The organism is Pseudomonas crudilactis, from assembly GCF_013433315.1.
Taxonomy (GTDB): Bacteria; Pseudomonadota; Gammaproteobacteria; order Pseudomonadales; family Pseudomonadaceae; genus Aquipseudomonas; species Aquipseudomonas crudilactis.
The window spans coordinates 1-26,233 of the sequence record NZ_WXVV01000007.1 but is presented as its reverse complement, the minus strand read 5'-3'; the positions used below and the strand labels follow the sequence as shown (position 1 = coordinate 26,233).

Sequence of the window (26,233 nt, the reverse complement as noted above, 5' to 3'; positions counted from 1 at the left end):
CAGTCGGTCAGCAGGCGACCTGATTCACCGTTGAAACACAGGTGTGCCAGGCGTAAGTGAAGTCGCGCAGGCGACCTTGGGGTTGAAAGGTCTGGCGCCAGATACGCGCCATTCCCAGCAAATCGTTGGAATCGGGGAGGATGGGGTTTTGCTCTTCGACCAGCAGCCAGGCGATGGCGGTGGCGTAACGCAGATTTACCGTCAATTCCAGATGTGGGCCGGTCAGGAATGCATGCTGACTGGCGAGTCCGCGAACCAGGCTGGCGCGTTCCGGATCGAGTGCCAGGTAATCATCCCACAGGGCTTGATGGCGGTGCTCGGCGATGCGGTAAAGCCCGTGGCCGCGGCGGTCATGCAGGGCGGAACCAAGGGCTGACTGGCTGGCGGCGATGCCCAGCAGCAGAGATTCGGCAGTCGCGCTGTGACGTCCCAGGTAGATCAGCGTAGGACGGATCACGTAGCGGCACAGTTCGCTGGCAGCGATACCCATAAAACCCTCGGATCTTGTTATGAATGGCGAGTCCTGAAGGGGGCTTGGCAGCAGTGGATCGGTTCAGGCTCGCCGCAAGCGGGTCACGCCGCTTGAGTTGAAGTGTAGTGTCATATTCGCGACGTAAAGGCCTGTTTTTAAAATATTTCCGGCTTCGAGTTATAACCGTTATATCGGATAGTGCTTAGGCGCCAAGGGTGAAAATTGAAACATCGGGCAATAAAAAGCCCCGCATTTTGTGCGGGGCTTTTGCTTTTGCAGCCTTTTCGGCTTTCAGGCAACCAGTGCCTGACGGGTACGGTCGATCACGGCCTGCAGCGGTTCGGCGCTGGAGTATTGATCGGGGTACAGACGCTCGCTGTGGCGGGCGATACCGTGTTCGTTGACCAGTGTGAAACTGAAGCAGCCTTTGCGAGCGGCCATGATCAGGCAGTTCATCGGTGCAAAAGCGTTGGTTAGGGTGCGAATGGCATCCTGAGTGTGGATTTGAGTAGACATAGTTATTAGGTGTTCCTACAAATGACACGGATAAGAACCGTGCAACGTTAAAACGTTCCAGTAACGTCGACCACCATTGGTCGAACGAAGAACCCGACTGGAACAAAGCAGCCAGTTTGAAGCGCAATTAAGTTGGCGCGCTTGGGCTGGCAGGTAGGTACTTAGGAGGGCAGGCAACACATCAAGGGCAGAGGTTCTGGGCCCAGGGTGAAGATCCTGATCAATTTGCAGGTTGGTTCGGTCAGAGTAAATGATCTTCGCAACACCCTTCGCATCATTCGAAGGCAGTGTCGTCGCAAGATTTACCTGGAAACCATCGAGGGGTCGTTCCCGCTTTTCGGTAGGGCTTCTTGAAAGAAGGCTGACCGTGGAGATGTGTTCGACCGGAATTGACTTTCAGCTTGGTACTAACGCCGCGGATACTAACGGATCGAAATGCTTAAAGCAAACCCTGACTCGAAAAAGACTCAATTCGACCGCTGCTTCAGCCCCGCTAATCTGCAGAATCAGCCCAAATGGCGCAGATTGCTACCGTCGGTCGGTGGAGTGCCAGTCACAAAACTGTGTGTTTACGCCGCTTAACCCCAGAGTCATGGTGAAAGCGACTGGAAAAAGTGCATCGATATAACCCGGTAACAGGTACTTGTGCACATTAGTTGCGCGACCTGTAACGGCACTGTCACATCAATCCTGACCCCGATGGCTGCCTGTAACGAAAGTTTAAGTCAATGAAAAACATCGCTTTTTTTTGTTGGTGAAAAAATCGTCAGTTTGACTGCGGGCCCCATTCCATAAGGCTTTGCGACGGTTGGAGGGCGGTTGTCCACTGAGTTATCCACAGCTTCTGTGGATTGTCCCGAGCGCTTGCTCTAGGACGGGCGTGCCGGGTTATTTTTCGACTTTACCTGTAAGAAAAAGAGAGTAGAGTGGCGCGCCTTCCGATTCGTCCCACAGTGCTTTATGAAGTTTCGCTCAGTATCAGACTCTGTTACCCCAGAACCTCCCCGTGTTACTCCGCCCAAGCGCTTTACCGTTCGCGTTGCCGAATGGCTGCTCGACAGCCCGCGCCTGAGCGCCAGCCACAATGCCAAACACCTCGCTGGCCGCCTGCTCAAACAACCGGCGCGTGATGGCGTGGTGGCTGCGCAAAGCCGCCTCGGTCAATTGATGTGCCGCGAGTGCGGTAACGCCCGTGACCGGCGTATCGGTCAGGATCTGCTCCGCCAGGCCGCCCGTGCCGGTGATCGTCGCGCGCAGCGGGAACTTGGTCTGCTCGAAGACTGAGCTGTCCAAGACCTGACACCTTGGTTAACCTTCAGGCTTTATCGAATCGGCAGGAGTCGCTATGGCTATGGACTTGACCAGCGTGTTGCTCGGTCTCGCAGGGGCAGGGCTGCCATTGTTGGCACTCGCCTGGCAACTGCAGCGCCGGGCGAGCAATGGCCAGGCCGAGGTCGCCTTGCTCGAAGAGCGGCTGGCCATGGCACAGCTGGCCCAGGACGGACTCAACGCGCAGCTCGACGCCAGCCGCGATGAAGTCGCCGATCTCGGCCAGGCCAATGCCGCCAAGCAGGCTGATCTAGCGGCTCTGCGCCGGGAAGTCGAACTGCTGCAGATCGAGCGTGACGACGCCCGCGATGCTTCTCACGCCTGGAACCTCGAACGCGCCAATAAGGAAGCTGAGCTGCGCCGCCTCGACGCACAGGCCGCTTCGCTGAACGCTGAACTGCGCGAGCAACAGGAAAGCCACCAGCAACGCCTCAACGACCTGCAAGGCTCGCGCGATGAACTGCGTGCGCAGTTTGCCGAACTCGCCGGGAAGATCTTCGATGAGCGCGAGCAGCGCTTTGCCGAGACCAGCCAGCAACGGCTCGGCCAGTTGCTCGATCCGCTCAAGGAACGCATTCAATCCTTCGAAAAACGCGTGGAAGAAAGTTATCAGGCCGAGGCCCGCGAGCGTTTCTCGCTGGCCAAGGAACTGGAGCGCTTGCAGGCGCTCAATCTGCGTCTGAGCGACGAAGCCACCAATCTGACCCGTGCCCTCAAAGGCCAGAAAACCCAAGGCAACTGGGGTGAGCTGATTCTCGAACGTGTGCTTGAACACGCCGGTCTGGAGAAGGGCCGCGAGTACCAGACGCAGGTCAACCTCAAAGGTCCGGACGGCGAGCGCTTCCAGCCTGACGTAATCATTTACTTGCCGGGCGACAAGCAAGTGGTGGTGGATTCCAAGGTGAGTCTCACCGCGTATCAGCAATACGTGGCTGCCGACGATGACACCCTTGGGCAGATCGCGATCAAGCAGCATGTACTGTCGTTGCGCAATCACGTCAAAGGCCTGGCCGGCAAGGACTACAAGCGTCTGGAAGGCCTGCACAGCCTCGATTTCGTTTTGCTGTTCGTGCCGATCGAGGCCGCATTTTCGGCGGCGTTGCAGGCTGAGCCATCACTGTTTCAGGACGCCTTCGACCGCAACATCGTCATCGTCAGCCCGACCACCTTGCTGGCGACTTTGCGCGTAATCGATAGCCTCTGGAAGCAGGAGCGCCAGAGCCAGAACGCCCGGGAAATCGCCGAGCGCGCCGGTTGGCTCTACGACAAGTTCGTGCTGTTTATTCAGGATCTGGACGAGGTTGGCAATCGTCTGCAACAGCTGGATAAAGCCTACAGTTCAGCGCGCAACAAGCTGACCGAGGGGCGTGGCAACCTGGTCAGTCGCAGTGAGCAGCTCAAGTTGCTGGGTGCGCGGGCAAGCAAGAGTTTGCCGGCGGATTTGCTGGAGCGGGCGATGACCGATGTCGATGGTCTCGTCGAACTCCCTGAATAACCCCAAAAAAGCTTCGTCGGATCGCCAGCCTGCTTACGAAGAGGCCGCTGTAGTACACACATCTTTAGAGCGGCAAATACCGACTCAACAACGCCCGCAACGCCGCCGGCTTCACCGGTTTGGCCAAGTAATCCAGCCCCGCCGCATGCACCTGCGCGACCATCTCCGGTCGCCCGTCAGCACTGATCACCACCCCTGGCACCGGCTCACCCAGATGCGTGCGCAACCACGCCATCAACTCGGTGCCGGTATCCCCGTGATCGAGGTGATAGTCGACCAGCGCCACTTGCGGTCGCACGCCGTCGTTCAACAACGCCGCGCATTCCTCACGATTACGCGCCGTCCATACCTGACAGCCCCAGCGGCTCAATAAGCTGTTCATGCCGATTAGAATGCTGTCTTCGTTGTCGATGCACAGCACCTGCGCGCCGCTCAGCAACTTGCCGTTCAATTCCACGGCGGCGCTGGCCGGCACGGCTTGTGAGCGAGCCAGCGGCACGCTGACGCTGAACACGCTGCCGCGGCCTGGCCACGAACGTACACGCAAAGTGTGGCCGAGCACTCGGCACAAGCCATCGGCAATTGCCAAACCCAGCCCGAGGCCTTTTTCGGCGCGGGTCTGATGGCTGTCGAGGCGCTTGAACTCCTCGAAAATCACCTGTTGTTTGTCTTCCGGAATCCCTGGTCCGCGATCCCACACTTCCAGACACAATTCGCCGCCACGTCGACGCACGCCCAGTAACACCGGGCCTTTGGCGTAGCGGAACGCATTGGTGAGGAAGTTCTGCAAAATCCTGCGCAGCAATTTGATGTCGCTGTCGATACGCAAATGACTGCCGCGCACGCGGAAGCTCAGGCCTTGTTCCTGCGCCAGCGCCTTGAACTCGGCACCGAGAATGTCGAACAGTTCATTGACCGCAAACGGCTTGCGATCCGGGTTGATCTTGCCGTTTTCCAGGCGGGAAATATCCAGCAGATCACTGATCAGATCCTCGGCCGAGCGCAAGGAACTGTCGAGATGTTGCACCAGTGTCTGCGCCTCGCTGCTCAAGCCGTCATCCTGATGGGAGAGGGCGGCGGAGAACAGGCGGGCGGCGTTCAGCGGTTGCATCAAGTCATGGCTGACCGCCGCGAGGAAGCGGGTTTTCGACTGGTTGGCCGCCTCGGCGGTGCCCTTGGCTTCGGTCAGCGCGACGTTGAGTTGCGACAGTTCCTGGGTGCGTTCGCTGACTCGCTGCTCCAGCCCTTCGTTGGCTTCGGTCAGCGCCTGCTCGGCTTCGCGGAACGCGGTGATATCGGTGAAACTCATGACGAAACCGCCCCCCGGCATCGGGTTGCCGATCAGCTCGATCACCCGGCCGTTGGGGAACAAACGTTCAGAGGTATGCGCGCGGCCCTGACGCATCCAGTGCAAGCGGCGGGCAACGTGGACTTCCGCTTCGCCGGGGCCACACAGGCCGCGCTCGGCGTTGTAGCGAATGATGTCGGCAATCGGCCGGCCGACGCTGATCAGACCGTCCGGGTAATTGAACAACTCCAGATAACGCCGGTTCCAGGCCACCAGTTTCAGCGACTGGTCGACCACGCTGATGCCTTGGGTAATGTTCTCGATCGCACCTTGCAGCAAGGCGCGGTTGAACTGCAGCACCTCGGAGGCTTCGTCGGCGATGCGGACGACGTCCTCCAGTTGCATTTCCCGACCTTCGATGGCGGCTTTTACCACCGCGCGCGTCGAAGAAGCGCCGAGGACACCGGCCAGCAAGCGCTCGGTATGGGCGATCCACTCGCCGTCGGCATTCTGGTTGGGGTTGAAGCCTTTGCCCTGGCGATAGGCGAAGCGAATGAAGCTCTGGCGCGCACGTTCCTCGCCGACAAAACGCGCGGCCAATTGCAGCAAATCGTCAATCTGCACCGCCAGCATCGAGCGTGCACTCGGCCGTGCGCTGATCTCTTGACCGATGAAACGCCCGGCCTGCCAGTGCTCCGACACGCGCGTGCGGGATAACACCGAGACCCAGGCAAACAAGGTGAAGTTACCGGCCAGCGACAGCACCACACCTTGGGTCAGCGGGGTAATTGGCAGGTTCAACGGATTGCTGTGCAGCCACGCCAATCCGGGAAAACTGCTCAGCGACCAGCCGAGGCTGTGCGCGGCAATCGGCAGGATCAACGTGTAGAACCACAGGAATGTACCCGCGGCCAAACCGGCGAAAACCCCGCGGCGGTTGGCCTGCTTCCAGTACAGCGCGCCAAGCATCGCTGGCGCCAGTTGGGTCACCGCAGCGAAGGCGATCTGGCCGATGGTCGCCAGACTCGCGGTCGAACCGAGCAAGCGATAGCTGACGTACGCCAGCAACAGGATCACCACGATGCTCACGCGCCGCACCGAGAGCATCCACTGGCGGAATACTTCAAACGGGCGCTCGGCATTATTGCGGCGCAGCAACCAAGGCAACAGCATGTCGTTGGAGACCATGGTCGACAGCGCCACACTGGCGACAATCACCATGCCGGTTGCCGCTGATGCGCCACCGATAAACGCCAGCATTGCCAGCGCCGGATGCGCCTGCGCCAGGGGCAGGCTGATCACGAAGGAGTCGGGGAGTACGTCGCTGGGCAGCAGCATCTGACCGGCCAAGGCGATCGGCACTACAAACAGCGCGGCCAAGGCGAGATAGGCGGGAAACACCCATTTGGCCAGACGCAGATCCTGCGGATCGATGTTCTCCACCACCGTGACGTGGAACTGCCGGGGCAGGCAGATGATCGCCATCATCGCCACACCGGTCTGCACCACCATCGACGGCCAGTTGATGGTTTCTTTCCAGTATTCCTCGAGACGCGGGGCGAGCATGGCCTGGTTGAACAGGTCATCGAAACCGTCATACAGGCCATAGGTGACGAAGGCGCCGACGGCGAGAAAAGCGAACAGTTTGACCAGCGATTCGAAAGCAATCGCCAGCACCATGCCCCGGTGGTGTTCGGTGGCATCGAGGTTGCGCGTGCCGAAGACGATGGTGAACAGCGCCAGCACCAGCGACACGATCAGCGCGGTGTCCTGGGCACGGGTGCCCATGGCATCGGCACCGGCGCCGATCAACAGATTCACGCCGAGAACGATGCCTTTGAGTTGCAGGGCAATGTAGGGCAGGACGCCGACCAGACAGATCAGCGCTACGACCACCGCCAGCGATTGCGATTTGCCGTAGCGCGCGGCGATAAAGTCAGCGATGGAGGTGATGTTCTCCTGTTTGCTGATCATCACCATTTTCTGCAGGACCCACGGCGCGCCCACCAACAGCAGGATCGGCCCGAGGTAAATCGGCAGGAATGACCACAGCTGTTCGGCTGCTTGGCCAACCGCGCCGAAGAACGTCCAGCTGGTGCAATAAACTGCCAGCGACAGGCTGTACACCCAGGCACGCACGCGCGGCGGCAACGGCGCGCTGCGTCGGTCGCCGTAAAAGGCGATGGCGAACATGATGGCCATATAGGCCAGGGCGACGGCGGCGATCAGCCCGGTGGACAGCGACATGCAACACTCCCGACAAAAGACTCCCCGGCACTCCTGCCCGGGCGGACAGTCTCGCATGCGCGGGGCGGTTAGTCAGTGTCGACCAAGGTCGTGGCGCGGCGGGGTGTCGCAGGTGGGGAAGCGGGTGGTTTTGGCGGTGACAGGTCGGGCCTTATCGCGAGCAGGCGTCAGTCCAGACGTAGCGCAATATCGATCAGCCGATGCAGCTCATCCACCTCCAGCGCCGCCGCCGAAAACAGAATCCGGAACACCACCGGCGCCACCACCAGATTGATCAGGCGATCGACACACGGCGCCACTTCATCCGGATGCCGCTCAATGATCGTCTGCAACTGCGCGCCAATGATCGTCACGCAATACCCCGGCGTAGCGCTCGCCTGCACGTCGCGCATCATATTGCGCCCAGGCTCCGAACTCATCTCATCGAGATATTGCTCGGCCCACGCGCGGATATCGCTGCGCAAGCTGCCGGTTTGCGCCGGTTCGCTGTCCGGGCGCATGCGGGCGAGGGCGACGTCGGCGAGCAGCGCCGCCAGATCACCCCAGCGCCGGTAAATCGTCGACGGTGTAACGCCCGCGCGCGCGGCGATTTGCGGGACGGTCACGCTCGAACGCTCCTGCTCCTGCAGGAGCGCGCGGACTGCCGAATGAATTGCATCTTGCACCCGGGCACTGCGGCCGCCGGGGCGTAAACCTTCTTTAATAGCCATGCCGCAGACCTTAACACAAAGAATTTGCTTTAAGCGCGAGGCAGTAGCACACTCCGCAAAAGCAAAAAATTAGCTTTTGCGGAGTGTGCCCATGATCAGCCTTGCTTCCAATCGATCCAGCCTGTGGTTTCTGGCGATCACCTTACTCAGTTTTCTCGCTGCTTCCACGGCGCCGACGCCGCTGTATCACTTGTATCAGGATCAACTGCATTTCTCGGCAGCTGTTCTGACCCTGATTTTCGGCGTCTACGCCCTCAGCCTGTTGGCGGCGCTATTAACTGTCGGCTCGCTGTCCGATCACCTGGGACGCAAACCGGTGATCTTCACCGCCGTGTTGCTCAACGCGTTGGCGATGCTGCTGTTTATCTATGCCGACAGCGTGGCGTGGCTGATCAGCGCGCGTGTTCTGCAAGGATTTGCCACCGGCATGGCCACCGCTGTTTTAAGCGCGACCCTGCTCGACACGGATCGCCAGCAGGGGCCGTTGATCAACAGTGTGGCGCCGTTGCTCGGCATGGCCTTGGGCGGCATGGGCTGCGGTTTGTTGGCCGAATTTGCGCCGGCGCCGTTGCAACTGACCTATTGGCTGCTGCTCACGCTGTTCGTCTTGCAGGGCGTCTATGTCTGGCGCTTGCCGGAAAGCGTCACCCCGCAAGCCGGGGCGTGGGCATCGCTGCGGCCGACGTTGCACGTGCCGATTCAAGCGCGGGCCACCTTGTGGCGCGTGTTGCCGCTGAATACGGCAACGTGGGCGCTCGGCGGTTTCTACGCCTCGTTGGCACCGTCATTGGTGCGCACCGCCACCGGTTCGACCTCCAATTTGATCGGCGGCGCAACCGTGGCAGCCTTGACGGTGACCGGGGCACTGATGATTTTCATGATGCGCAATCGTCCCGCCGCGCGAGCATTGCAGTTGGGCGCGAGCCTGCTGCCGATCGGTCTGGTGTTGATTCTGCTGGGCGTGCACAGCGCCAGTCTGTCGCTGTTTTTCCTCGGCACGCTGGTGGCTGGTTGCGGCTTTGGCTCGGGATTTCTCGGTGCTGTGCGCAGCCTGGTGCCGCTGGCTTTGCCCCATGAGCGCGCCGGGTTGATGGCGGCGTATTACGTGGTCAGTTATCTGGCGTTCTGCCTGCCGGCATTGCTCGCCGGGCACTTGTCGCGCAACTACGGTTTGCTGGCGACCACCGATGGTTACGGGGCAATTCTGATCGTGTTGGCTTTAGGCGCGCTGTTGCTGAGCCTGCGTCCAGCGCCATCCAAAGTGTGCCGTGCTCCATAAACGGCGCGCTTTCGGTTAGCCTTGCCCAGCCTTCTTCTCACGGATCGACTCATGAAGATTATTCGCAGCAAGACCTTCACCGCCGAGCGCGCCTGGGGCGCGCTGGACATCGCCAACATGAACGGCATCACCACGCGCCTGCACTGGACGGATCAGCCGTACAAATGGCATATCAACGACGGCGAGGAAGTGTTTGTGGTGCTCGATGGCCAGGTGATCATGCATTACCGTGAGCAGGGCGAGGAAAAACAGGTGCAGCTTGATGTCGGCGACATCTTCTATGCGAGCGTCGGCACCGAGCATGTCGCCCATCCGCAAGGCGCAGCACGGATTCTGGTGATCGAAAGCGAAGGCAGCGTCTGACTGCATATTGGTAAAACAGATAACAGTTAGAGAAATTACCCGTTATATAGATATTCGATTCGGTTCTACCATGGGTTCAACCTCACCAGAGGAGAGGACTCCATGATGACTTGCCCCAACACTGCCAAACCCGGCATCAAGCCGTTCAGCCAGCTTCAGCATCCACGCGAAGTGATTCGCCAGTTCACCCCAAACTGGTTCGCCGCGACCATGGGCACCGGAGTGTTGGCGTTGGCGCTGGCGCAACTGCCGGTGGCCATTCCAGGCCTGCACGCTTTCGCTGAAGGTTTGTGGTTGTTCAACATTCTGTTATTCAGCCTGTTTACCGTCGCCTACGCCGCGCGCTGGATCCTGTTCTTTGATGAAGCGCGGCGGATTTTCGGCCACTCCACGGTATCGATGTTCTTCGGCACGATTCCGATGGGTCTGGCGACGATCATCAACGGCGTTCTGCTGTTCGGCCTGCCGCGCTGGGGCGACGGCGTGATCCATCTCGCCGAAGTGCTGTGGTGGATCGATGTGGCCATGTCGCTGGCTTGCGGCGTGTTGATTCCCTACATGATGTTTACCCGCCAGGAACACAGCATCGACCAGATGACCGCCGTTTGGCTGTTGCCGGTAGTGGCGGCAGAAGTGGCAGCGGCCAGCGGTGGTTTGCTCGCTCCGCACCTGACCGACGCCCATTCGCAACTGGTGGTACTGACAACGAGCTACGTGCTCTGGGCCTTTTCCCTACCGGTAGCGTTCAGCATTCTGACGATTCTGCTGCTGCGCATGGCTCTGCATAAACTGCCCCACGAAAACATGGCCGCTTCGAGCTGGCTGGCCCTCGGCCCGATCGGCACCGGTGCGCTGGGCATGTTGCTGCTGGGCGGTGATGCGCCAGCGATCTTCGCGGCAAACGGTCTGCCGGGCATCGGCGAAATCGCTTCGGGTCTTGGACTTATTGCAGGGATTACGCTGTGGGGCTTTGGTCTGTGGTGGATGCTGATGGCGCTGCTGATCACCGTGCGTTACTTGCGTGACGGCATTCCGTTCAACCTCGGCTGGTGGGGATTCACCTTCCCGTTGGGTGTGTATTCGCTGGCAACCTTGAAACTGGCTAGCACCCTGAACCTGACGTTTTTCAGCGTCTTCGGTACCGCGCTGGTGCTGTTGCTGGCGGTAATGTGGCTGATTGTCGGCAAACGCACCGTGCAAGGCGCCTGGCGAGGCGAGCTGTTTGTCTCGCCGTGCATCGCAGGTTTGAAGAAATAACCTGAAAAGTTTAGGTAAGGTGTGGCCTGGATCGCGGTTCGAGAATCCAATAAGCAGTACCCAGGCCTCTCTACCTTAAACATCAGGGAAACACGGAAGATGAGTCACCCCTCACAGTTCAACCTGCTGCGCACGCGGCGCTTCTTGCCGTTTTTCATCACGCAGTCGCTCGGCGCGTTCAACGACAACGTGTTCAAGCAGTCGCTGATCCTCGCCATTCTCTATCGCTTGACCATTGAGGGTGACCGCTCGATCTGGGTCAACCTGTGTGCGTTGCTGTTTATTCTGCCGTTCTTTCTGTTCTCGGCATTGGCCGGGCAGTTCGGGGAGAAGTTCGCCAAGGACGCGCTGATCCGTCTGATCAAGCTCGCGGAAATTGCGATCATGGCCGTAGGATCGGTCGGTTTCCTCTTTGATCACTTGTCGCTGATGCTGGTGGCACTGTTCGCCATGGGCACGCACTCGGCGCTGTTCGGACCGGTGAAATATTCGATCCTGCCGCAGGCGCTGCGTGAGGATGAACTGGTGGGTGGTAACGGCCTGGTGGAGATGGGCACGTTTCTGGCGATTCTCGCCGGGACGATTGGTGCCGGGGTCATCATGTCATCGACCCATTACGCGCCGCTGGTCTCGACTGCCATTGTCGGCATTGCCGTGCTGGGTTATCTGGCCAGCCGCAGCATCCCTCGCGCGGCTGCGTCATCCCCGGAAATGCGCCTGAACTGGAACATCTTCAGCCAATCCTGGGCCACCTTGAAACTTGGCCTGGGCCAGACCCCGGCGGTGTCGCGCTCGATCGTCGGCAACTCGTGGTTCTGGTTTGTCGGGGCGATTTACCTGACGCAGATTCCGGCCTACGCAAAAGAGTGGATGCACGGCGATGAAACTGTTGTAACGCTTATTCTCACTGTGTTCTCGGTTGGCATCGCGCTGGGTTCGATGCTTTGCGAGAAGCTGTCCGGGCGCAAGGTCGAGATCGGTCTGGTGCCGTTTGGCTCGTTCGGTCTGACCGTGTTCGGTCTGCTGTTGTGGTGGCATTCCGGCGGAATTCCTGACAGCGTCACCGGCCACAGCTGGATTGCAGTGCTCGGTTTCGTGCACACATGGGCAGTGTTGATTGACATCCTCGGCCTCGGCATATTCGGTGGCTTCTACATTGTGCCGCTGTATGCCTTGATCCAGTCACGTACCGCTGAAAACGAGCGCGCGCGGGTGATTGCCGCCAACAACATTCTCAACGCGTTGTTTATGGTGGTATCAGCCATCGTCTCGATCGTGCTGCTGAGCGTGGCCAAGCTGTCGATCCCGCAGTTGTTCCTCGTGGTGTCGCTGCTGAATATCGGCGTCAACGCCTACATCTTCAAGATCGTCCCCGAGTTCAGCATGCGTTTCATGATCTGGCTACTCAGCCATTCCATGTACCGCGTCGAGCACCGTAACCTTGAGGCGATTCCCGATGAAGGCGCGGCATTGCTGGTGTGCAACCACGTGTCGTTCGTCGATGCCTTGCTGATTGGCGGTGCGGTGCGTCGGCCGATTCGCTTTGTCATGTACTACAAGATCTACAACTTGCCGGTACTGAACTTTATCTTCCGCACGGCGGGGACAATTCCGATTGCCGGGCGTAACGAAGACATCCAGATCTACGAAAAGGCCTTCACGCGGATTGCTCAATATCTGAAGGATGGTGAGCTGGTGTGCATCTTCCCGGAAGGCAAGCTGACGTCGGATGGCGAGATGAACGAGTTCCGGGGCGGGCTGACGCGGATTCTGGAGGAGACGCCAGTGCCGGTGATTCCGCTGGCGTTGCAAGGGCTGTGGGGGAGTTTCTTCAGTCGCGATCCGAACAAGGGCTTTTTTCATCGGTTGTGGTCGCGGGTGACGTTGGTGGCGGGTGCGCCGGTGGGCGTTGATGCGGCTGAGCCGGCGAAGTTGCAGGGGTTGGTCGGGGAGTTGCGCGGGGCAGTTAGATAGTCGGTGACTGTGTGGGCCTCATCGCGAGCAGGCTCACTCCTACATTTGAAACGCGTTCCCCTGTAGGAGTGAGCCTGCTCGCGATAGCGGTCGAGGCCTAGGCGCTGACCTTAAGCCCGATCAACCCGGTAATGATCAACGCCACGCTGGCCAGCCGAATCAACGCCATCGACTCGCCAAACAGGATGATCCCGGCAATCACCGTGCCCACGGCACCAACACCGGTCCAGATCGCATAGGCCGTACCCAGCGGCAATTCTTTCATCGCCAGGCCAAGCAGGCCAAGGCTGATGGCCATGGCCGCAACGGTCAGTACGGTGGGGAGCGGGCGGCTGAAACCGTCGGTGTATTTCAGGCCGACGGCCCAGCCGACTTCGAACAGGCCGGCGAAAAACAGAATGATCCAGGACATGAGAGACCTCCATCGATTGACGGGGTCGTCCCCAGATTAATGACTCGATCGAGCCGCAGGGTCGTCCCCGCGTTGCGCGATAGTTTGACGAGCATTAACCCGGGGATCAAGTTTGCGCCTCAGTCGGCCGCTTGTTGCGCCAGCGAATCGCGATCTTCCTTCTCACTCATGCGCCGGAAGTACGTCGACAGCAGTGCCCCGGAAATATTGTGCCAAACGCTGAACAGCGCGCTCGGCACTGCCGCCAATGGCGAAAAATGCGCACTGGCCAACGCCGCGCCCAATCCCGAATTCTGCATGCCCACTTCCAGCGCCAGCGATTTGCGCTGGGCCAGCGGCAACTTGAACAGGCGCCCGGTGAAGTAGCCCAGCAAATAACCGAAGCTGTTGTGCAGCATGACCACAGCCATGATCAGCAGGCCGGATTCGGCGATTTTTGCCTGGCTGGCGGCCACCACGGCGGTGACGATGATCACGATGCTGACCACCGACACCAGCGGCAATACATCCACTGCGTGGCGTACTCGGTCACCAAGCAAACGCTGGGCAACTACGCCGAGAATGATCGGCAGCAGCACCACTTGCAGGATCGACCAGAACAACTCCATGAACGATACCGGCAACCATGCCGAGGCCAGCAGCCAGATCAACGCCGGGGTCAGCAGTGGGGCGAGGAGGGTGGTGACGGCAGCGATCGCGACCGACAACGCCAGATCGCCGCGAGCCAGCCAGGTCATCACGTTGGACGACGTGCCGCTTGGGCAGCAGCCGACCAGGATCACCCCGACGGCGATTTCCGGCGGCAGATGAAACACCTGGCAAAGCAACCACGCCACGCCGGGCATGATCACGAAATGGGCAACCACGCCCAGCGCCACACGCCATGGATGGCGGGCAACGGCAGCGAAGTCGTCGAGTTTGAGGGTCAGGCCCATACCGAACATCACCAGCCCGAGTAGCGGCACGATCGCGCTTTTCAGGCCGAGGAACCACTCCGGTTGCAGGAACGCAATCACCGCGAAAATCAGAACCCAGTAAGCGAAGGTATTGCCGACAAAGCGGCTGAGTGCAGCCAGTGCGCGCATGGCTTGATCCTTATTATTAAATGAACACCACAAAACAAATGTAGGAGTGAGCCTGCTCGCGATAGCGATCTTTCAATCAACACATAAGTTGAATGTCAGTCCCTCATCGCGAGCAGGCTCACTCCTACAGTTTGGACATCACACGGCTTTAGATGCCTTGAGGAGTCTCTTCGCCACCCAACGCTTCAACCAGTGCCGGCAGGAAATCACCGAAGGTCAGCATCATCAGCGTGAAGCTGGCATCCAGTTGCCCCAACGCTTCATCACCGCCGTCCTGTTCCGCCTGATCCTGCAACAGATCTTCGAACTTCAGACGTTTGACGGTCATCTTGTCATCGAGCATGAACGACAGCTTGTCCTGCCAGGCCAGCGACAGTTGAGTCACGACTTTGCCGGTGCTCAGGTGCAGCTGGATTTCTTCGCTGGTCAGGTCCTGACGCTTGCAACGGACGATACCGCCGTCTTCGTGGGTGTCGCGCAGTTCGCACTCATCCAGTACATAGAAGTCGTCGGCGGCTTTTTGCGTGGTGACCCATTCGGTCATGGTCGCGGTAGGCGACATTTTTACGGTCAGCGGGCGGACGGGCAGGGTGCCGATCACTTCACGCAGGGTCGACAGGAGGTCTTCGGCACGTTTCGGGCTGGCCGAGTTGACCAGGATCAGGCCCTGTTTCGGCGCGATGGCGGCGAAGGTCGACGAGCGACGGATAAACGCGCGCGGCAGAAACGCCTGGATGATTTCATCCTTGATCTGATCGCGTTCCTTCTTATAGACCTTGCGCATCTGCTCGGCTTCGATCTCTTCGACCTTTTCCTTGACCGCGTCACGCACAACGCTGCCCGGCAGGATGCGTTCTTCTTTACGCGCGGAAATCAGCAGGAAGTCACCGCTGACGTGCACCAGTGGAGCATCTTCGCCTTTGCCGAACGGCGCGACGAAACCGTAGGTGGTCAACTCCTGGCTTGCACATGGACGCGCCAGTTTGGTGGCCAGTGCAGTTTCCAGCGCCTCGGCATCGACAGGCAGGTCTTGGGTCAGGCGATAGATAAGCAGGTTTTTGAACCACATGGGGTGAGTCTCTCCTTTATACAAAGGGGGGCATTATTGTCTTCGCCGTCCCATAGGCCAACCCTTCTCTAAGCCTTTGGAAGGCCTGAGAAAATTATTTAAAAAAGTGCTTGCCAGAGGTTGGGTCGCTCCGTAGAATGCGCGCCACACCGAAGCGAAGGGTGATTAGCTCAGCTGGGAGAGCGTCTGCCTTACAAGCAGAATGTCGGCGGTTCGATCCCGTCATCACCCACCATTCGTTTCAAGTGTTTAGCGCAGCGGTAGTTCAGTCGGTTAGAATACCGGCCTGTCACGCCGGGGGTCGCGGGTTCGAGTCCCGTCCGCTGCGCCATATTCGGTAACCTGGACCACTGAACGCCAGGTCACCACGGAAAAACCCGCCAAAGCGGGTTTTTTTCTGCCTCAAGGTTTGTACAGTTGTACCCACGGGATGTGTCGTTTTACGGGTTTTCGGATTTATTTGAAAAAAACTTCAATTAAATCAACACTTTACGAAAACTTGTGGCATAATGCGTCCCGTAACGAAGCGAAGGGTGATTAGCTCAGCTGGGAGAGCGTCTGCCTTACAAGCAGAATGTCGGCGGTTCGATCCCGTCATCACCCACCATTCGTTTCAAGCGTTTCGCGCAGCGGTAGTTCAGTCGGTTAGAATACCGGCCTGTCACGCCGGGGGTCGCGGGTTCGAGTCCCGTCCGCTGCGCCATATTCGGTAATCTGGAACACTGAACGCCAGATCACCACAGAAAGCCCGCCTTGTGCGGGCTTTTTGCTGTCTGGGATTTGGGTATTTTTCGCGACCCATAACTATGTAGTGCCTGCCGGTTCCGTCGCTTTCGGACAATGAGCAATGTTCTTCATGACGCTTCTACGTCATAGAGCCAGCCAATTGCCCGACGAGAGCCAATCCAATGCCAAATCCTGCTGAAATTTCTGCCGCCGATGACGGCCAAGCGCTGTCGTTCCTGTCATCCAGTCCAGCCTTTCTTTCCAGCGATGACGCCGCTGCATGCCTGCACGGCCTGTTGAAGGCCCCGCGAAACGGCGAATTCAACGGGTTCATTCTGAAAACCGTCGATGCACGATTCATTTGCGCAGAGCGCATAGATGCGCCGGTGGCCGACGACAAGAATCATCAGGGCGATGCAACCACCAGGCAACCTGGCATACCCGCTGTAGTCGTCAGCGCGGCGGGGGAGCTGATTGTCCCGAGCGGCCTCACCCTTGAGGCGAGTTTTCACGCCCGTCCGGTGAAAGCGCAAGGTACCGATGAGGCCACAACCGAATGGATTCAGCGTAATCGTTTCTTCGCAATTTCAGATTTGTCGGAAGTGATGAATACGCACCGAAAATTCGCGAAATGTTATCTATCCGCGCGTAATGGGGGGCTTCTGTCATACACGTCGAAAGACTCGCCGTTTGAGCAGGAGCTTTCGCCGCGCCTTACCAGGAAAAGTAGCGGCCAGCCTCGACGTTTCGAGGAGTTGTATGAAGATGGTTCGATTCCAAGCAGCCTGTGGATCTTGCTGACGTTGGCCGCCGGAACAACAACGGTCGTCGTAACCGGTGATCTCTGGCGGCACCGCGGCCACCTCAACGCCAGTTGGAGGACGGATATCCTGCAAGTACAGCCGGCACACTCAGCAATGCCGATCTTTGGTCCGATCTTTCAGGATGCCAAGGATGTTGCGCTTTATCTGCATACCAAATCACCTGAGTCGACAGCAGCGCAGCCCAATGTCGGCTTCATTCTCAAACATAACGTCAGTGATTTTTTTATTCTGACCGAACCGGTTTCCAGCCCTTACGCCAGCTTCGACCGGGCACAACTGTTTCCCAAGGATCAGCACGGCAATCCGTTGATCCCCCGCGAATTTCGTGTGCATGGCATTTACCATTCGATTCAGCCATTACCAACGGCACGTCTGGCTCCGAGCGAAGTGGAGCTTCAGCAGAATTTCTTCTCTGCAGCGGACCTCAAGGTCAGTCTGGACCGTGTAATCATGGCACCTCATCAGCGTGTTTTTGCCGTCACCCGCGATGGGGCGGTGCTACGTTTTGCCAAGCCGCTCATGCCGAAGGTCCGCGCGCTGCTTGTCGAACTGGCTCAAGGCCTTGAGCAGAAGTTAATCACTGGCGAGATCACGCCAACGATGTCTGTCGACAAAGTTGCCGACGCCGGGATCCTCAGTGTTCTGTTCCCGAGCAAGACCTGGCCCACTGTCGGAAGGATTACGGCATCGACCAGCGTTGTTGCCAGCAGGCGCCATACGGATCATTCGCTGTTGCGTTGATGGCGATAGTCGCTAATTGCTTCGTACACCGCTTTGCGCAACCGGTTGATGCCGCCGATCGGGCGATGCGCCTCAACGCCAAACCAAGGATTGAACGACAGGTTGTCGCATTGCAGATTCAGCGCCGGATTATCGAAATCCTGCGGCGGCAGCGTGATTAGCGCTACGGTTTCGAAAGGCGCATCCTGCTCGCGCCATTCGATGCTGGTGTCTTCGATCGGCATGTATTTATTGGCATCCTGGCGCTGGATTTGCAGCATAAAACAGGCCGGTACCCGATCTGCCGACAATTGCTGATTCAACGCGCTGCGCAGGAAGTTTGGCAGGTCGTGGTTCTGTTTGGGCAATGTGTAAGCGGGGCAATTGTCTGGGTCTGGTGCTACGCGAAACTTTGCATTCGCGTCGCCGAACTTGTAGGGCGAAACCGAAAAGTATGTAGTCGCCGTCGGGCTGTCCGGCGGCGGCGACAATGTTGCCAAGGCAATAAACAAGTGACGGATCTGCCAGCTGCGCGGGTCCCACCCGGGGAAAAACGCCATGACCTTCTTGCCGTCAGCCTGCGCTGCCACATTCTGACGATACTCGGCGACATCGCTGACAAAGAAATTCGGATGGCTGAACATCACGAAATCCTGTTCATGCACTGCCTGGCGGTTGTCGAGCAACTGTTTTCCCGAAACGTCCAGCAGTTTGATCGCCATGCCCCTGGCGTCGCGGATGCTGTCGAACTGTGGGTAGGCATTGCCGTTGGACAGGCGAATCATTGCCTGCCAGGTTTTGCCTGGCTCACTGAATACGCCCTGTCGCAGCGACTGCGCCAGTTCCGGTAGAACCTGCACCTGAGCCTTGACGCAGCCATGGGCCTTGGCATGTGCGTCGCGCAGATAGCGTGTGCTTTCGCGATGTTGATCGACGACGCGCACGGCAGTCTGAATCACGTCCTGAGTCATCGCGGCTTCGCCGGGCGGAATCTGCTCCTGCGCCGAAACCGGGCCGCGGTGCTGCCAGGCAAACCATGCCGTGGCAGTGGCCCAGCCGAGGAGGCCGATGATGACCATTATCAGCAGGACTTTGCCAAGCAGACGTCCAAGCCACAACCAGACTCTGGCCAACAGCGGCAGTTCTTTCTTGAAGGCCGAGATCATGGCAGTTGCGCCTCCAGTGGGCCGCCGAGGACTTTCAGGTATTCAAGCAGCGCCCAGCGTTCTTCGGGCTGCAGCAGCCGGCCAATCACGCCGTTGCCGCGTTCGCCAGCGCGGAATTCATGGCCGCTGTTGTGGTTGCCAGTGATGCGCGTGTCGAACAGGAAACCATTGGTAAAGGCTTCGGTGCGATAACCCAGATGTCGCGGATCGTATTCGAATGTGCCTTTGAAAAAGGTCGTGGCGCGCTCATCTTGCGGCGACAGCAACTGATAAAGGCTCGGCACCGAGCCGTTGTGCAGAAATGGCGCAGTAGCCCAGACACCGGCTAGCGGCCGGGCCTTGTAGGCGACTTTTTCGCGCACGCCGATTGGCAGGCCGAAGCCGTCCAGCCGGGGCTTTTCCTGTGGTGTGACGTTGGCGTCGCGGTAGGCGCGGTCTTCGACGAAGGCAGTGACGTAAGCCAGGCCCCTGGCCACCGACAGTTGGCTCAGATCCAGGGGTTGCTTGGGCGTCGGGTGCAGTTTGACGTCCAGGGTTTCGAGTTCCTTCAGATCCCATTGCAGGGCAGTCAGGTCGAAACGGTGGGTGGCGATATTGTTGGCGGCGGTCGGGTCGGTGCCGATGACGTCGACCGGCAGCATGTGCAAATGCTGCACCCAGCGCTGACCTTCCTGAGTCTGGCGCGGGACGTGACAACCGGCGCAATTCTCGGCAAACAGCATGCGCCCCTTCACTGCCTGTGGTTTGTCGATGGCGCCAAGCAGCTCCTCAGGCCAGGTGGGTGGCTTGAGCTTTTGCAGGGTTTCTTCGATCTTGTGCAGATCACGCACACGCACACTGGAGGCATAGCGTGCTTCGCCTTGCAGCGGCTGGCCGTTGCCATCGAAAAAATTCAGGGTGGCGCCGACGCCTAACGCTTCACCGATGTTGCGCGCCATCGGCTGCTGCGCCGAGCCGTTCCACTGCACCCAATCGAATGTCCACATGTCCCACAGCTGCGGGTAATCCACCGGGGCATTGGCCACGCGATAGTTGGCGGGGGAAATCGCATCGCCAAACGTCGCATTGGCAATGCGTCCAAAGGCATCGGCGCGGCCAGGACCTTCTTCGGTCGGATAGAGGCCGCGATGGGTATCGTTCCAGGCGACCTTGATGAATGTATTCAGAGAGGTTTTGAAGTCTTTGCGCAATTGCTCGTGGCGCGTGTCGTATTCGTCGCCCAGCACGGTTCTGGCAAAACGTTCGAATTTCCATGGGTTGTAGTAAGTCGCGGTCAGACTTGCCACCAACGCCTGTCCGAAACTGCCGCCGCGCAAAGTAGGAACGCTGGAAGGCAGCACATGTTGCGCGGTACCACCGTCGATCCGCACGGCTTGGCCGTTAAAGCGCAATTCGCCGGTGTGGCAAGCGGCGCAAGTGATGTCCAGATATTGCTCGGAGTTTCCGGGATTCTGGTGCCGGGCAAAACCGACGGGGAGGTTACCCGGATTGTTCGCCGTGGCTTTCTGCTGCGGATCAATCAGAAAACCGAAACGCGCGAGGTAATCGGGTGAGGCGAAACGTCGCTCCGAGAAGGGCAGCTCCAACGCCTGGAACCACTCATAGCGCAGGCCTTTGACCTGCGTGCCCTGAGGCGTGAAATAGTAGGTTTGCCGGTCTTCGTCATTCCACTGATCGAGGTAATGCACCTGCTCGGCGGGGGAGTAGAAGGGCAATTTCGGGTTGGCGACGTAATACAGCACCACTGCGAGCACGAGTCCCAGCAGCACGACGATCAGGGTCAGCACACGGAATAAAAGGCGCAAGATAAACATCCTTGTCGAATTGTTCCGCTGTTATGCCTGAGCCTGCACTATGCGGCAAGTGGCCATTACGCCAGATGATGCAAGAAGAAACGACGCTGATTGTCGGGGCGAGATGACAGAAGCTTCATCGTCGCTTCGCGCCAATGCGTTTTAATCCCTGAACTTATCGGAAGTTTCCTGCTCTCATGCCGGTAGCCATTGGTCGTGGCGGCCTGATAAGCTCGCGGCTTTACTCGATTGCCCTTTCGGCGCATGAACAAGGAAATAGCATGAAACAGCATCGGTTGGCGGCGGCGGTTGCCCTGGTTAGCCTGGTCCTCGCGGGTTGTGATTCGCAGACCAGCGTAGAGCTGAAAACCCCGGCGCAAAAAGCTTCCTACGGTATCGGCCTGAACATGGGCAAGAGCCTGGCTCAGGAAGGCATGGATGATCTGGACTCCAAAGCGGTAGCCCAGGGCATCGAAGATGCCGTTGGCAAGAAAGAACAGAAGCTGAAAGACGAAGAACTGGTCGAAGCCTTCGCCGCGCTGCAAAAGCGTGCTGAAGAGCGTATGGCCAAGATGAGCGAAGAGTCGGCAGCCGCTGGCAAGAAATTCCTCGAAGAAAACGGCAAGAAGGCTGGTGTAACAACCACCGCTTCCGGCCTGCAGTACGAAGTGGTCAAGAAAGCTGATGGCCCACAGCCTAAGCCGACTGACGTAGTGACCGTTCACTACACCGGCAAGCTGACCAACGGCACCGTCTTCGACAGCTCCGTCGAGCGCGGCAGCCCGATCGATCTGCCGGTGAGCGGCGTGATTCCGGGTTGGGTTGAAGGTCTGCAACTGATGCACGTTGGCGAGAAGTACAAACTGTACATCCCTAGCGATCTGGCTTACGGCGCTCAGTCGCCAAGCCCGGCAATCCCGGCCAACTCGGTTCTGGTCTTCGACCTGGAACTGCTGGCCATCAAGGATCCAGCCAAAGAAGCCGCTGCTGCCAAGTAATTGGTAAAGGCTTCAACAACAACGCCTCGCTTATGCGGGGCGTTGTTGCATCTGGACCCTGGCAAGGGTAAACAGAGCGAACCGATGGCAGTCGGGAGAGTCATAGCCAATGAGACTGCCATCGCTAGCCGCCCTGAGCAGCCAAGTCAATGAAATATTGGGGTTTTTTATGTGAGTAAAAAACGCCCGATCTGAGCGCAGCCCTTATGAAACGGGGCTTCCAGCGCTGAAATGCAGCTCTGTTCACAAGGTTATCCACAATTTGTGTGGATAACATTTCAACGGGAGGAATAGATGAAAGCTCCGTGGAATTTCGCTCGATTCCTGCCCCTGGCCGGTCGCCTGCTGGCACGAGGCCGCTTGCCGACCTTATTGTTTGCGGTTGCCAGCAAAGGCGCCGCGCAAGGCAATCGTCTCGGTAAACTCAAGGACGACTTACGTTTACTCCAGGCGTTGTGCCTGGCCTATTGGCGCGGCGAGTATCGGGCCATCAGTGGCAAAGCATTGATTTCGGTCGTGGCGGGGTTGATGTACTTCCTCAGTCCGGTCGATGCGATTCCGGATTTCATTCCCGTGTTCGGCATGCTCGACGACATTGCCGTCCTCGCCTGGCTGATGAAAACCCTCGACGATGAACTCAATGCTTTTCGTCTTTGGCGCAACCGTCAGCAGCCGGAAAAACTGGCAGTCGTCGAACGCCTGCCGGATACCCCCGAACAACTGCAACTTCAGGGGCCGAAAAAAACCTGATTCTCAACACCCTCGTACAGATAGATACCCCCCGCGACCTTGGCCGCTGTTAGGATTACACTTCTAGGGAAAAGTGCCGACTCGCTAAGTGTTGTTGTCCTACGGGGTAGTCATGGATATTCAGATAATTGCACGCGATGGCGAACCCGAATACGCGGTTCTGCCGTGGGCTCAGTATCAGGCTCTACTAAAAGCAGCAGGTATCAACGAAACACCGTCGCGTCCGGCAGTCACGCCGCTCGCGGCCACACCAGACCAGATTCTTCCAGGTCTGGATCAACTACGCAGTTTGCGCGAAGGGAAGGGCATCGCCATTGAGGCGCTGGCCCGCACGGTAGGCATCAGCCCGTCTTATCTGGCCATGATCGAAAGTGGTGAGCGTCAGCCCGACGCCGCGATTCGCCGCAGTTTGGCCTGGGAACTGACGGTGCCAGGGTGGAGGGATGAATCGTGAGCGTACGCATCAGTCGTCAACATTGGGACGGATTGCTCGGAGAGCTGGATCAGGCGCGCCGTCAGCGCCATCTGCTGACTTATCGCGCCTTGCTCGAGCGGTTGCAATTGCCGACACCGGCCATGCAAACCTTGACCGCCGCGCTTGAGCATCTGGCCGCGCTGGATGCCAAGGCCGAGCAACCGTTGCGCAGCTCACTGGTGATCAGCCAAGGTGCCAGTCGCCTGCCACGCACCGGTTTCTTTGAGTGCGTTGAACGTCTGGGGCGTTTTTCCGGGCCGTCCGATGGCGTTGCCGCCGCCTCTTGGCACGCCTCGGAAGTGGTCCGCGTTTTTGAATACGAGTACCCGGAATCGGCGGAGGCCTGAGTGTTTTTACGGCTCAAGGCGCGGGCGAGCTATTGGCTGGCTCGCAGGCTGTTTCACTGGTCGTGGTTCGTACGGCAACCGCGTGGCTGGCGCTGGCTTGAAGGTCAGTTTGCGCGCATGGCCAACCTTGGCGATGTCGGTGCGCAAAGCTTCTATGGGCACATCCTGACCTTTCGTGGTGTCGGCCTGGGCGCGCGTGAAGAAGGTGTGCGCCTGTTGCGGTTGGCGGCACTTGCGGGTGATGGCAAAGCGGCTTATCAGGTCGGTGTGATCAGCCTGGCGGGAACACCGAGCAAGTCGCCGGATCCTCTCGAAGCCGCACACTGGTGGGGCATGGCTGCCAAAGCCGGGCACCCCTTGGCTGAGCTCAAATTGAAAGGGCTGAGTACTCGCTATTCAACACTGTAAATCCATTTATCTCCGCTCAAATCAACGCGGCGTGAGGTTTTCCTCTCGCCGCGTTTGCGTTTCTGCGCACCTGTTTATTTCTTGTCGATTCTTTACAGATAAGTCCTACAGTCATCGCCTACTCGCCTGACTTCTTTCCTGATTGATCCCCCGCACAGTTCCCGCGCCTAATTTTTGCGCGAGGGAACGCTCATGTTTGACCCGGTTATTCAGTCCACTTCGCACACCCGCGTGCGCTGATGGAAGCCGTCACCCGCATCGAGCAAGGACTCGACAGCTTTCCCGCCACCCTCAGTATTTACCGCGAGCAGCTCAAGCATTGGGCCAGTCGAGCGGCGGAAAAAGTCAGTCACGCGACGGATTTTCCGTCGCTGATGGGCATGGAGCGGATCATCCGCTTCGGTGCCGACAGCACTGCCGTCAGCAGCACTGACAACGAATTTTTCTCAGGTGTCGTCCAGTGCCCGAAGGGCAGGGTGATGGAGATCGAGAGCAAATTCGAGTCGGTGTACGACATCCCGCTCGGCAACATCGTGGTCGATGTGATCGCCATGGATGGTGGCGAAACCACCCCCGTGACCCTCGACGCGCAAGGCAAGGGCTCGTTCACGGGAACAGCGGGAAAGTTCTACCGGGTGCAGGTGCACAGCGAGGTCACTGAGGGTCAGGTCGAGAACCTGTTCAACGCCTATGACGGCCTGACCGCTGAGCTGGATGGCTGGTTGCGCAGCGAGTGGCAGGTTTTCAAACCGCAGTGGTCGCAGTCGGTGGCGACGGCGGCGGGCAACGGCATGCTCGCCGGGAGTTGGGCGGCGATCGAGGGGGTGTGGGACAGCATTGGTTTGCTCTCGGACATTCTCAAGGATCCCGGGGCGTTCGCCGAGCGATTGGGCGAGGGCGCCACGCAGTTGATGGCGCTGGCAGCGACAGCCCCTGACGTCATGGAAAAGCTTCAATTGCTGGTCAGTGACGAAGCTGCACTGTGTTTATTGCTGCGCACTGCCAGCCTTTGGCTGGAGATGCTGCCGCCCAGTGAAATCGCCGGCAAAACCGCAGAAGCAGCATCGATGATCATGGTGCAGGTGCTCATCGATGTGCTGATCAGCGTCGTCTTGACGTTCGTCAGTGGTGGTGCAGGCATCGCTTATCTGACGCTGCGTCTGGCGGATCGCGCCGTGCAATTGCTGTCGGCGGTGAAGCGTTTGGTGCAGGCGATGTTCGGCATCGTTGAGGGCTTCATCAAATACGTCGATCAATACAAAGCCGTTGCTGCCCGAGGCATCGCGGCAGGTGTGAAAAAGGGCCGGATGCAGTTGCGCTGGGATGCGCAGCGCAACACCTTGCTGAAGAAAGACGAGCATCACGACGACTCACCGGATCAGGCGAAAAACCCCAACGGCGACAGCGCCGATTGCGTGCCCTTCACCTGCACCAATGGCTGCCCGGTATCGATGGTCACCGGTGAGGAACTGCTGACCCTGAGCGATGCCGTGCTCGATGGCGTGTTGCCGTTTGAGTTCACGCGGTTGTATCGCTCGAGCGCCGCTGAGATCGATGTCGGGTTGGGGTTTGGCTGGAGTCATTCGCTGGGGCATCGGCTGGTCTTTGAAGGCGACTTTGTGGTCTGGGTCGACCACGAGAACCGCCGCACCCGCTTTCCGTTGCCGAGTATTGAGCGTCCAGCGATTCACAACAGTCTGTCGCGGGCGGCGATTTTTCTTGGCGATGAACCGGAGGAGCTGATCCTCGCGCTGGCCGGGGATACGGCGCGGTTTTATCACTTTCGTGCAGGACGGCTGACGGCGATCAGCGATGCCTATGGCAATCGTCTGACGGTGCAGCGCGATCGGTCTGACCGGGTGCAGCGACTGGACAACGGTGCCGGGCGTTCGCTGCTGTTGCGCTATGACCGGGCGCAGTTGCTGGGTGTGGATTACCAGGTTTTTCAGAACGCGGAGTGGGTAACTGAACAAGCGCTGGTCAGTTACCGCTACGACGCTTATCAGCACCTGATCGAGGCCAGCAACGCCGTCGGTGACAGCGAGCGTTACGACTACGACGACGCCCACGTGATTCTGCAGCGGCAACTGGCTGGCGGGGCGAGTTTCTTCTGGGAGTGGGAGCGCTCGGGGAAAGCCGCTCGATGTGTCAGGCACTGGGCGTCGTTCTCGCAGATGGACACGCGCTACGTCTGGAATGACGACGGCAGTGTCGCGGTGCATTACGTCGACGGCACCGAAGAGACGTACGTCCACGACGAACGTGCGCGACTGGTGCGTAAAGTCTCGGCGGACGGTGGTGAGCAACTCAAGGCCTATGACTCTTCGGGACGGTTGATCGCCGAGCAGGATGCTTTGGGTGCCATCACCGAATACCGCTACGACGAGGTCGGACGGCTGGTGGCGCTGATTCCGCCGGATGACGCACCCACGTCCTACGAGTATCGCAACGGTTTCCTGCATAAACGCTCTCGCGGCGATGCGGTGTGGATCTACCGGCGCAATGCCGAGGGCGATGTCACCGAAGCGGT

22 protein-coding genes and 4 tRNA genes are annotated in these 26,233 nt (G+C 58.9%); 17 read left to right on the top strand and 9 right to left on the bottom strand.

Annotation, left to right across the window (positions count from 1 at the left end; translation table 11 throughout):
* Positions 1–7: 7 nt before the first annotated feature.
* Together GTU76_RS09395 and GTU76_RS09390 are read right to left on the bottom strand one after the other, a co-directional pair.
* The gene (locus GTU76_RS09395) at positions 8–490 is read right to left on the bottom strand and encodes a hypothetical protein (RefSeq protein WP_016987840.1); all 483 of its coding nucleotides are present in this window, start codon (positions 488–490) and stop codon (positions 8–10) included.
* 273 nt (positions 491–763) lie between these two features.
* On the bottom strand, positions 764–988 hold the full coding sequence (locus GTU76_RS09390) for a hypothetical protein (RefSeq protein ID WP_003214941.1): 225 nt from the start codon (positions 986–988) through the stop codon (positions 764–766).
* Positions 989–1,948: 960 nt separating this feature from the next.
* Here GTU76_RS09390 and GTU76_RS09385 point away from each other — a divergent pair.
* Positions 1,949–2,272 carry an SEL1-like repeat protein gene (locus tag GTU76_RS09385; protein WP_016987839.1) on the top strand — a complete coding sequence of 108 codons (324 nt, stop codon included), beginning with the start codon at positions 1,949–1,951 and terminating at the stop codon, positions 2,270–2,272.
* A gap of 175 nt (positions 2,273–2,447) precedes the next feature.
* Positions 2,448–3,812, top strand: coding sequence for a DNA recombination protein RmuC (locus tag GTU76_RS09380; protein WP_180698574.1), 1,365 nt, complete (start codon positions 2,448–2,450; stop codon positions 3,810–3,812).
* A gap of 64 nt (positions 3,813–3,876) precedes the next feature.
* Here GTU76_RS09380 and GTU76_RS09375 read toward each other — a convergent pair whose 3' ends face one another.
* Both GTU76_RS09375 and GTU76_RS09370 read right to left on the bottom strand, forming a co-directional pair.
* Positions 3,877–7,347 (bottom strand): hybrid sensor histidine kinase/response regulator, encoded by a 3,471-nt coding sequence (locus GTU76_RS09375; protein ID WP_016987837.1) that lies wholly within the window; start codon positions 7,345–7,347, stop codon positions 3,877–3,879.
* A 167-nt stretch (positions 7,348–7,514) separates the two neighbouring features.
* On the bottom strand, positions 7,515–8,057 hold the full coding sequence (locus tag GTU76_RS09370; protein WP_180698494.1) for a TetR/AcrR family transcriptional regulator: 543 nt from the start codon (positions 8,055–8,057) through the stop codon (positions 7,515–7,517).
* 91 nt (positions 8,058–8,148) lie between these two features.
* Here GTU76_RS09370 and GTU76_RS09365 point away from each other — a divergent pair, with 91 nt between their 5' ends.
* The 4 genes from GTU76_RS09365 (at position 8,149) to GTU76_RS09350 (ending at position 12,930) form a co-directional block, all read left to right on the top strand.
* Positions 8,149–9,336, top strand: a complete 1,188-nt coding sequence (locus tag GTU76_RS09365) for an MFS transporter (protein WP_180698493.1) — start codon at positions 8,149–8,151, stop codon at positions 9,334–9,336.
* 51 nt (positions 9,337–9,387) lie between these two features.
* On the top strand, positions 9,388–9,699 hold the full coding sequence (locus GTU76_RS09360) for a cupin domain-containing protein (protein ID WP_180698492.1): 312 nt from the start codon (positions 9,388–9,390) through the stop codon (positions 9,697–9,699).
* A gap of 105 nt (positions 9,700–9,804) precedes the next feature.
* Positions 9,805–10,956: a TDT family transporter gene (locus GTU76_RS09355; protein WP_026000820.1), complete on the top strand. Its 1,152-nt coding sequence runs from the start codon at positions 9,805–9,807 to the stop codon at positions 10,954–10,956.
* Positions 10,957–11,055: 99 nt separating this feature from the next.
* Complete coding sequence (locus tag GTU76_RS09350; RefSeq protein WP_180698491.1) at positions 11,056–12,930, top strand: MFS transporter; 1,875 nt, start codon at positions 11,056–11,058, stop codon at positions 12,928–12,930.
* Between the two features lie 97 nt (positions 12,931–13,027).
* Here GTU76_RS09350 and sugE read toward each other — a convergent pair whose 3' ends face one another.
* The 3 genes from sugE to rdgC form a co-directional block, all read right to left on the bottom strand.
* On the bottom strand, positions 13,028–13,342 hold the full coding sequence (sugE, locus tag GTU76_RS09345; RefSeq protein ID WP_180698490.1) for a quaternary ammonium compound efflux SMR transporter SugE: 315 nt from the start codon (positions 13,340–13,342) through the stop codon (positions 13,028–13,030).
* Positions 13,343–13,461: 119 nt separating this feature from the next.
* A complete protein-coding gene (locus tag GTU76_RS09340; protein WP_180698489.1) occupies positions 13,462–14,427 on the bottom strand; it encodes a bile acid:sodium symporter family protein in 966 nt (321 codons plus the stop codon).
* Positions 14,428–14,575: 148 nt separating this feature from the next.
* The gene (gene rdgC / locus GTU76_RS09335; protein WP_007919763.1) at positions 14,576–15,496 is read right to left on the bottom strand and encodes a recombination-associated protein RdgC; all 921 of its coding nucleotides are present in this window, start codon (positions 15,494–15,496) and stop codon (positions 14,576–14,578) included.
* A 159-nt stretch (positions 15,497–15,655) separates the two neighbouring features.
* Here rdgC and GTU76_RS09330 point away from each other — a divergent pair.
* The 5 genes from GTU76_RS09330 to GTU76_RS09310 all read left to right on the top strand — a co-directional run bounded on the left by GTU76_RS09330 (position 15,656) and on the right by GTU76_RS09310 (position 17,787).
* Positions 15,656–15,731 (top strand) — tRNA-Val (locus GTU76_RS09330).
* Between the two features lie 19 nt (positions 15,732–15,750).
* A tRNA-Asp gene (locus GTU76_RS09325) sits at positions 15,751–15,827 on the top strand.
* Between the two features lie 200 nt (positions 15,828–16,027).
* Positions 16,028–16,103, top strand: a tRNA-Val gene (locus GTU76_RS09320).
* 19 nt (positions 16,104–16,122) lie between these two features.
* Positions 16,123–16,199: transfer RNA gene (locus GTU76_RS09315), tRNA-Asp, on the top strand.
* Between the two features lie 205 nt (positions 16,200–16,404).
* Positions 16,405–17,787, top strand: a complete 1,383-nt coding sequence (locus GTU76_RS09310; RefSeq protein ID WP_180698488.1) for a hypothetical protein — start codon at positions 16,405–16,407, stop codon at positions 17,785–17,787.
* Here the strand turns inward: GTU76_RS09310 and GTU76_RS09305 are convergent.
* Both GTU76_RS09305 and GTU76_RS09300 read right to left on the bottom strand, forming a co-directional pair.
* Entirely contained in the window at positions 17,769–18,932 is a 1,164-nt protein-coding gene (locus GTU76_RS09305) for a catalase family protein (protein WP_246376026.1), read from the bottom strand. The two genes, GTU76_RS09310 and GTU76_RS09305, sit on opposite strands and share 19 nt — an antisense overlap.
* A complete protein-coding gene (locus GTU76_RS09300) occupies positions 18,929–20,737 on the bottom strand; it encodes a di-heme-cytochrome C peroxidase (protein ID WP_180698487.1) in 1,809 nt (602 codons plus the stop codon). The genes GTU76_RS09305 and GTU76_RS09300 overlap by 4 nt, the downstream gene beginning before the upstream one ends.
* Positions 20,738–21,006: 269 nt before the next feature.
* On the opposite strand from GTU76_RS09300, the gene bamJ reads away from it, so the two are divergent.
* The 6 genes from bamJ to GTU76_RS09270 form a co-directional block, all read left to right on the top strand.
* Positions 21,007–21,723, top strand: a complete 717-nt coding sequence (bamJ, locus tag GTU76_RS09295; protein ID WP_007919751.1) for a BamJ family beta-barrel-assembly machinery protein — start codon at positions 21,007–21,009, stop codon at positions 21,721–21,723.
* Positions 21,724–22,017: 294 nt separating this feature from the next.
* Positions 22,018–22,473: a YkvA family protein gene (locus GTU76_RS09290; RefSeq protein ID WP_016987828.1), complete on the top strand. Its 456-nt coding sequence runs from the start codon at positions 22,018–22,020 to the stop codon at positions 22,471–22,473.
* 112 nt (positions 22,474–22,585) lie between these two features.
* Positions 22,586–22,927, top strand: coding sequence for a helix-turn-helix domain-containing protein (locus tag GTU76_RS09285; RefSeq protein WP_016987827.1), 342 nt, complete (start codon positions 22,586–22,588; stop codon positions 22,925–22,927).
* Positions 22,924–23,295: a hypothetical protein gene (locus GTU76_RS09280; protein ID WP_003223109.1), complete on the top strand. Its 372-nt coding sequence runs from the start codon at positions 22,924–22,926 to the stop codon at positions 23,293–23,295. The genes GTU76_RS09285 and GTU76_RS09280 overlap by 4 nt, the downstream gene beginning before the upstream one ends.
* Positions 23,296–23,703 (top strand): SEL1-like repeat protein, encoded by a 408-nt coding sequence (locus tag GTU76_RS09275; protein ID WP_180698486.1) that lies wholly within the window; start codon positions 23,296–23,298, stop codon positions 23,701–23,703. It begins immediately after the preceding gene.
* 239 nt (positions 23,704–23,942) lie between these two features.
* Positions 23,943–26,233, top strand: a 2,291-nt coding sequence (locus tag GTU76_RS09270; protein ID WP_180698485.1) for a DUF6531 domain-containing protein, incomplete at its 3' end; no start/stop codon positions are given.

Excerpts from the sequence above, each read along its gene's own strand:
- GTU76_RS09365 (WP_180698493.1), top strand. The coding sequence starts at position 8,149 with ATGATCAGCCTTGCTTCCAATCGATCCAGCCTGTGGTTTCTGGCGATC.
- bamJ (WP_007919751.1), top strand. The coding sequence starts at position 21,007 with ATGAAACAGCATCGGTTGGCGGCGGCGGTTGCCCTGGTTAGCCTGGTC.
- rdgC (WP_007919763.1), bottom strand. The coding sequence starts at position 15,496 with ATGTGGTTCAAAAACCTGCTTATCTATCGCCTGACCCAAGACCTGCCT.
- GTU76_RS09350 (WP_180698491.1), top strand. The coding sequence starts at position 11,056 with ATGAGTCACCCCTCACAGTTCAACCTGCTGCGCACGCGGCGCTTCTTG.
- GTU76_RS09340 (WP_180698489.1), bottom strand. The coding sequence starts at position 14,427 with ATGCGCGCACTGGCTGCACTCAGCCGCTTTGTCGGCAATACCTTCGCT.
- GTU76_RS09390 (WP_003214941.1), bottom strand. The coding sequence starts at position 988 with ATGTCTACTCAAATCCACACTCAGGATGCCATTCGCACCCTAACCAAC.
- GTU76_RS09305 (WP_246376026.1), bottom strand. The coding sequence starts at position 18,932 with ATGATCTCGGCCTTCAAGAAAGAACTGCCGCTGTTGGCCAGAGTCTGG.
- GTU76_RS09355 (WP_026000820.1), top strand. The coding sequence starts at position 9,805 with ATGACTTGCCCCAACACTGCCAAACCCGGCATCAAGCCGTTCAGCCAG.
- GTU76_RS09310 (WP_180698488.1), top strand. The coding sequence starts at position 16,405 with ATGCCAAATCCTGCTGAAATTTCTGCCGCCGATGACGGCCAAGCGCTG.
- GTU76_RS09375 (WP_016987837.1), bottom strand. The coding sequence starts at position 7,347 with ATGTCGCTGTCCACCGGGCTGATCGCCGCCGTCGCCCTGGCCTATATG.
- sugE (WP_180698490.1), bottom strand. The coding sequence starts at position 13,342 with ATGTCCTGGATCATTCTGTTTTTCGCCGGCCTGTTCGAAGTCGGCTGG.
- GTU76_RS09385 (WP_016987839.1), top strand. The coding sequence starts at position 1,949 with ATGAAGTTTCGCTCAGTATCAGACTCTGTTACCCCAGAACCTCCCCGT.
- GTU76_RS09370 (WP_180698494.1), bottom strand. The coding sequence starts at position 8,057 with ATGGCTATTAAAGAAGGTTTACGCCCCGGCGGCCGCAGTGCCCGGGTG.
- GTU76_RS09290 (WP_016987828.1), top strand. The coding sequence starts at position 22,018 with ATGAAAGCTCCGTGGAATTTCGCTCGATTCCTGCCCCTGGCCGGTCGC.
- GTU76_RS09395 (WP_016987840.1), bottom strand. The coding sequence starts at position 490 with ATGGGTATCGCTGCCAGCGAACTGTGCCGCTACGTGATCCGTCCTACG.
- GTU76_RS09360 (WP_180698492.1), top strand. The coding sequence starts at position 9,388 with ATGAAGATTATTCGCAGCAAGACCTTCACCGCCGAGCGCGCCTGGGGC.
- GTU76_RS09285 (WP_016987827.1), top strand. The coding sequence starts at position 22,586 with ATGGATATTCAGATAATTGCACGCGATGGCGAACCCGAATACGCGGTT.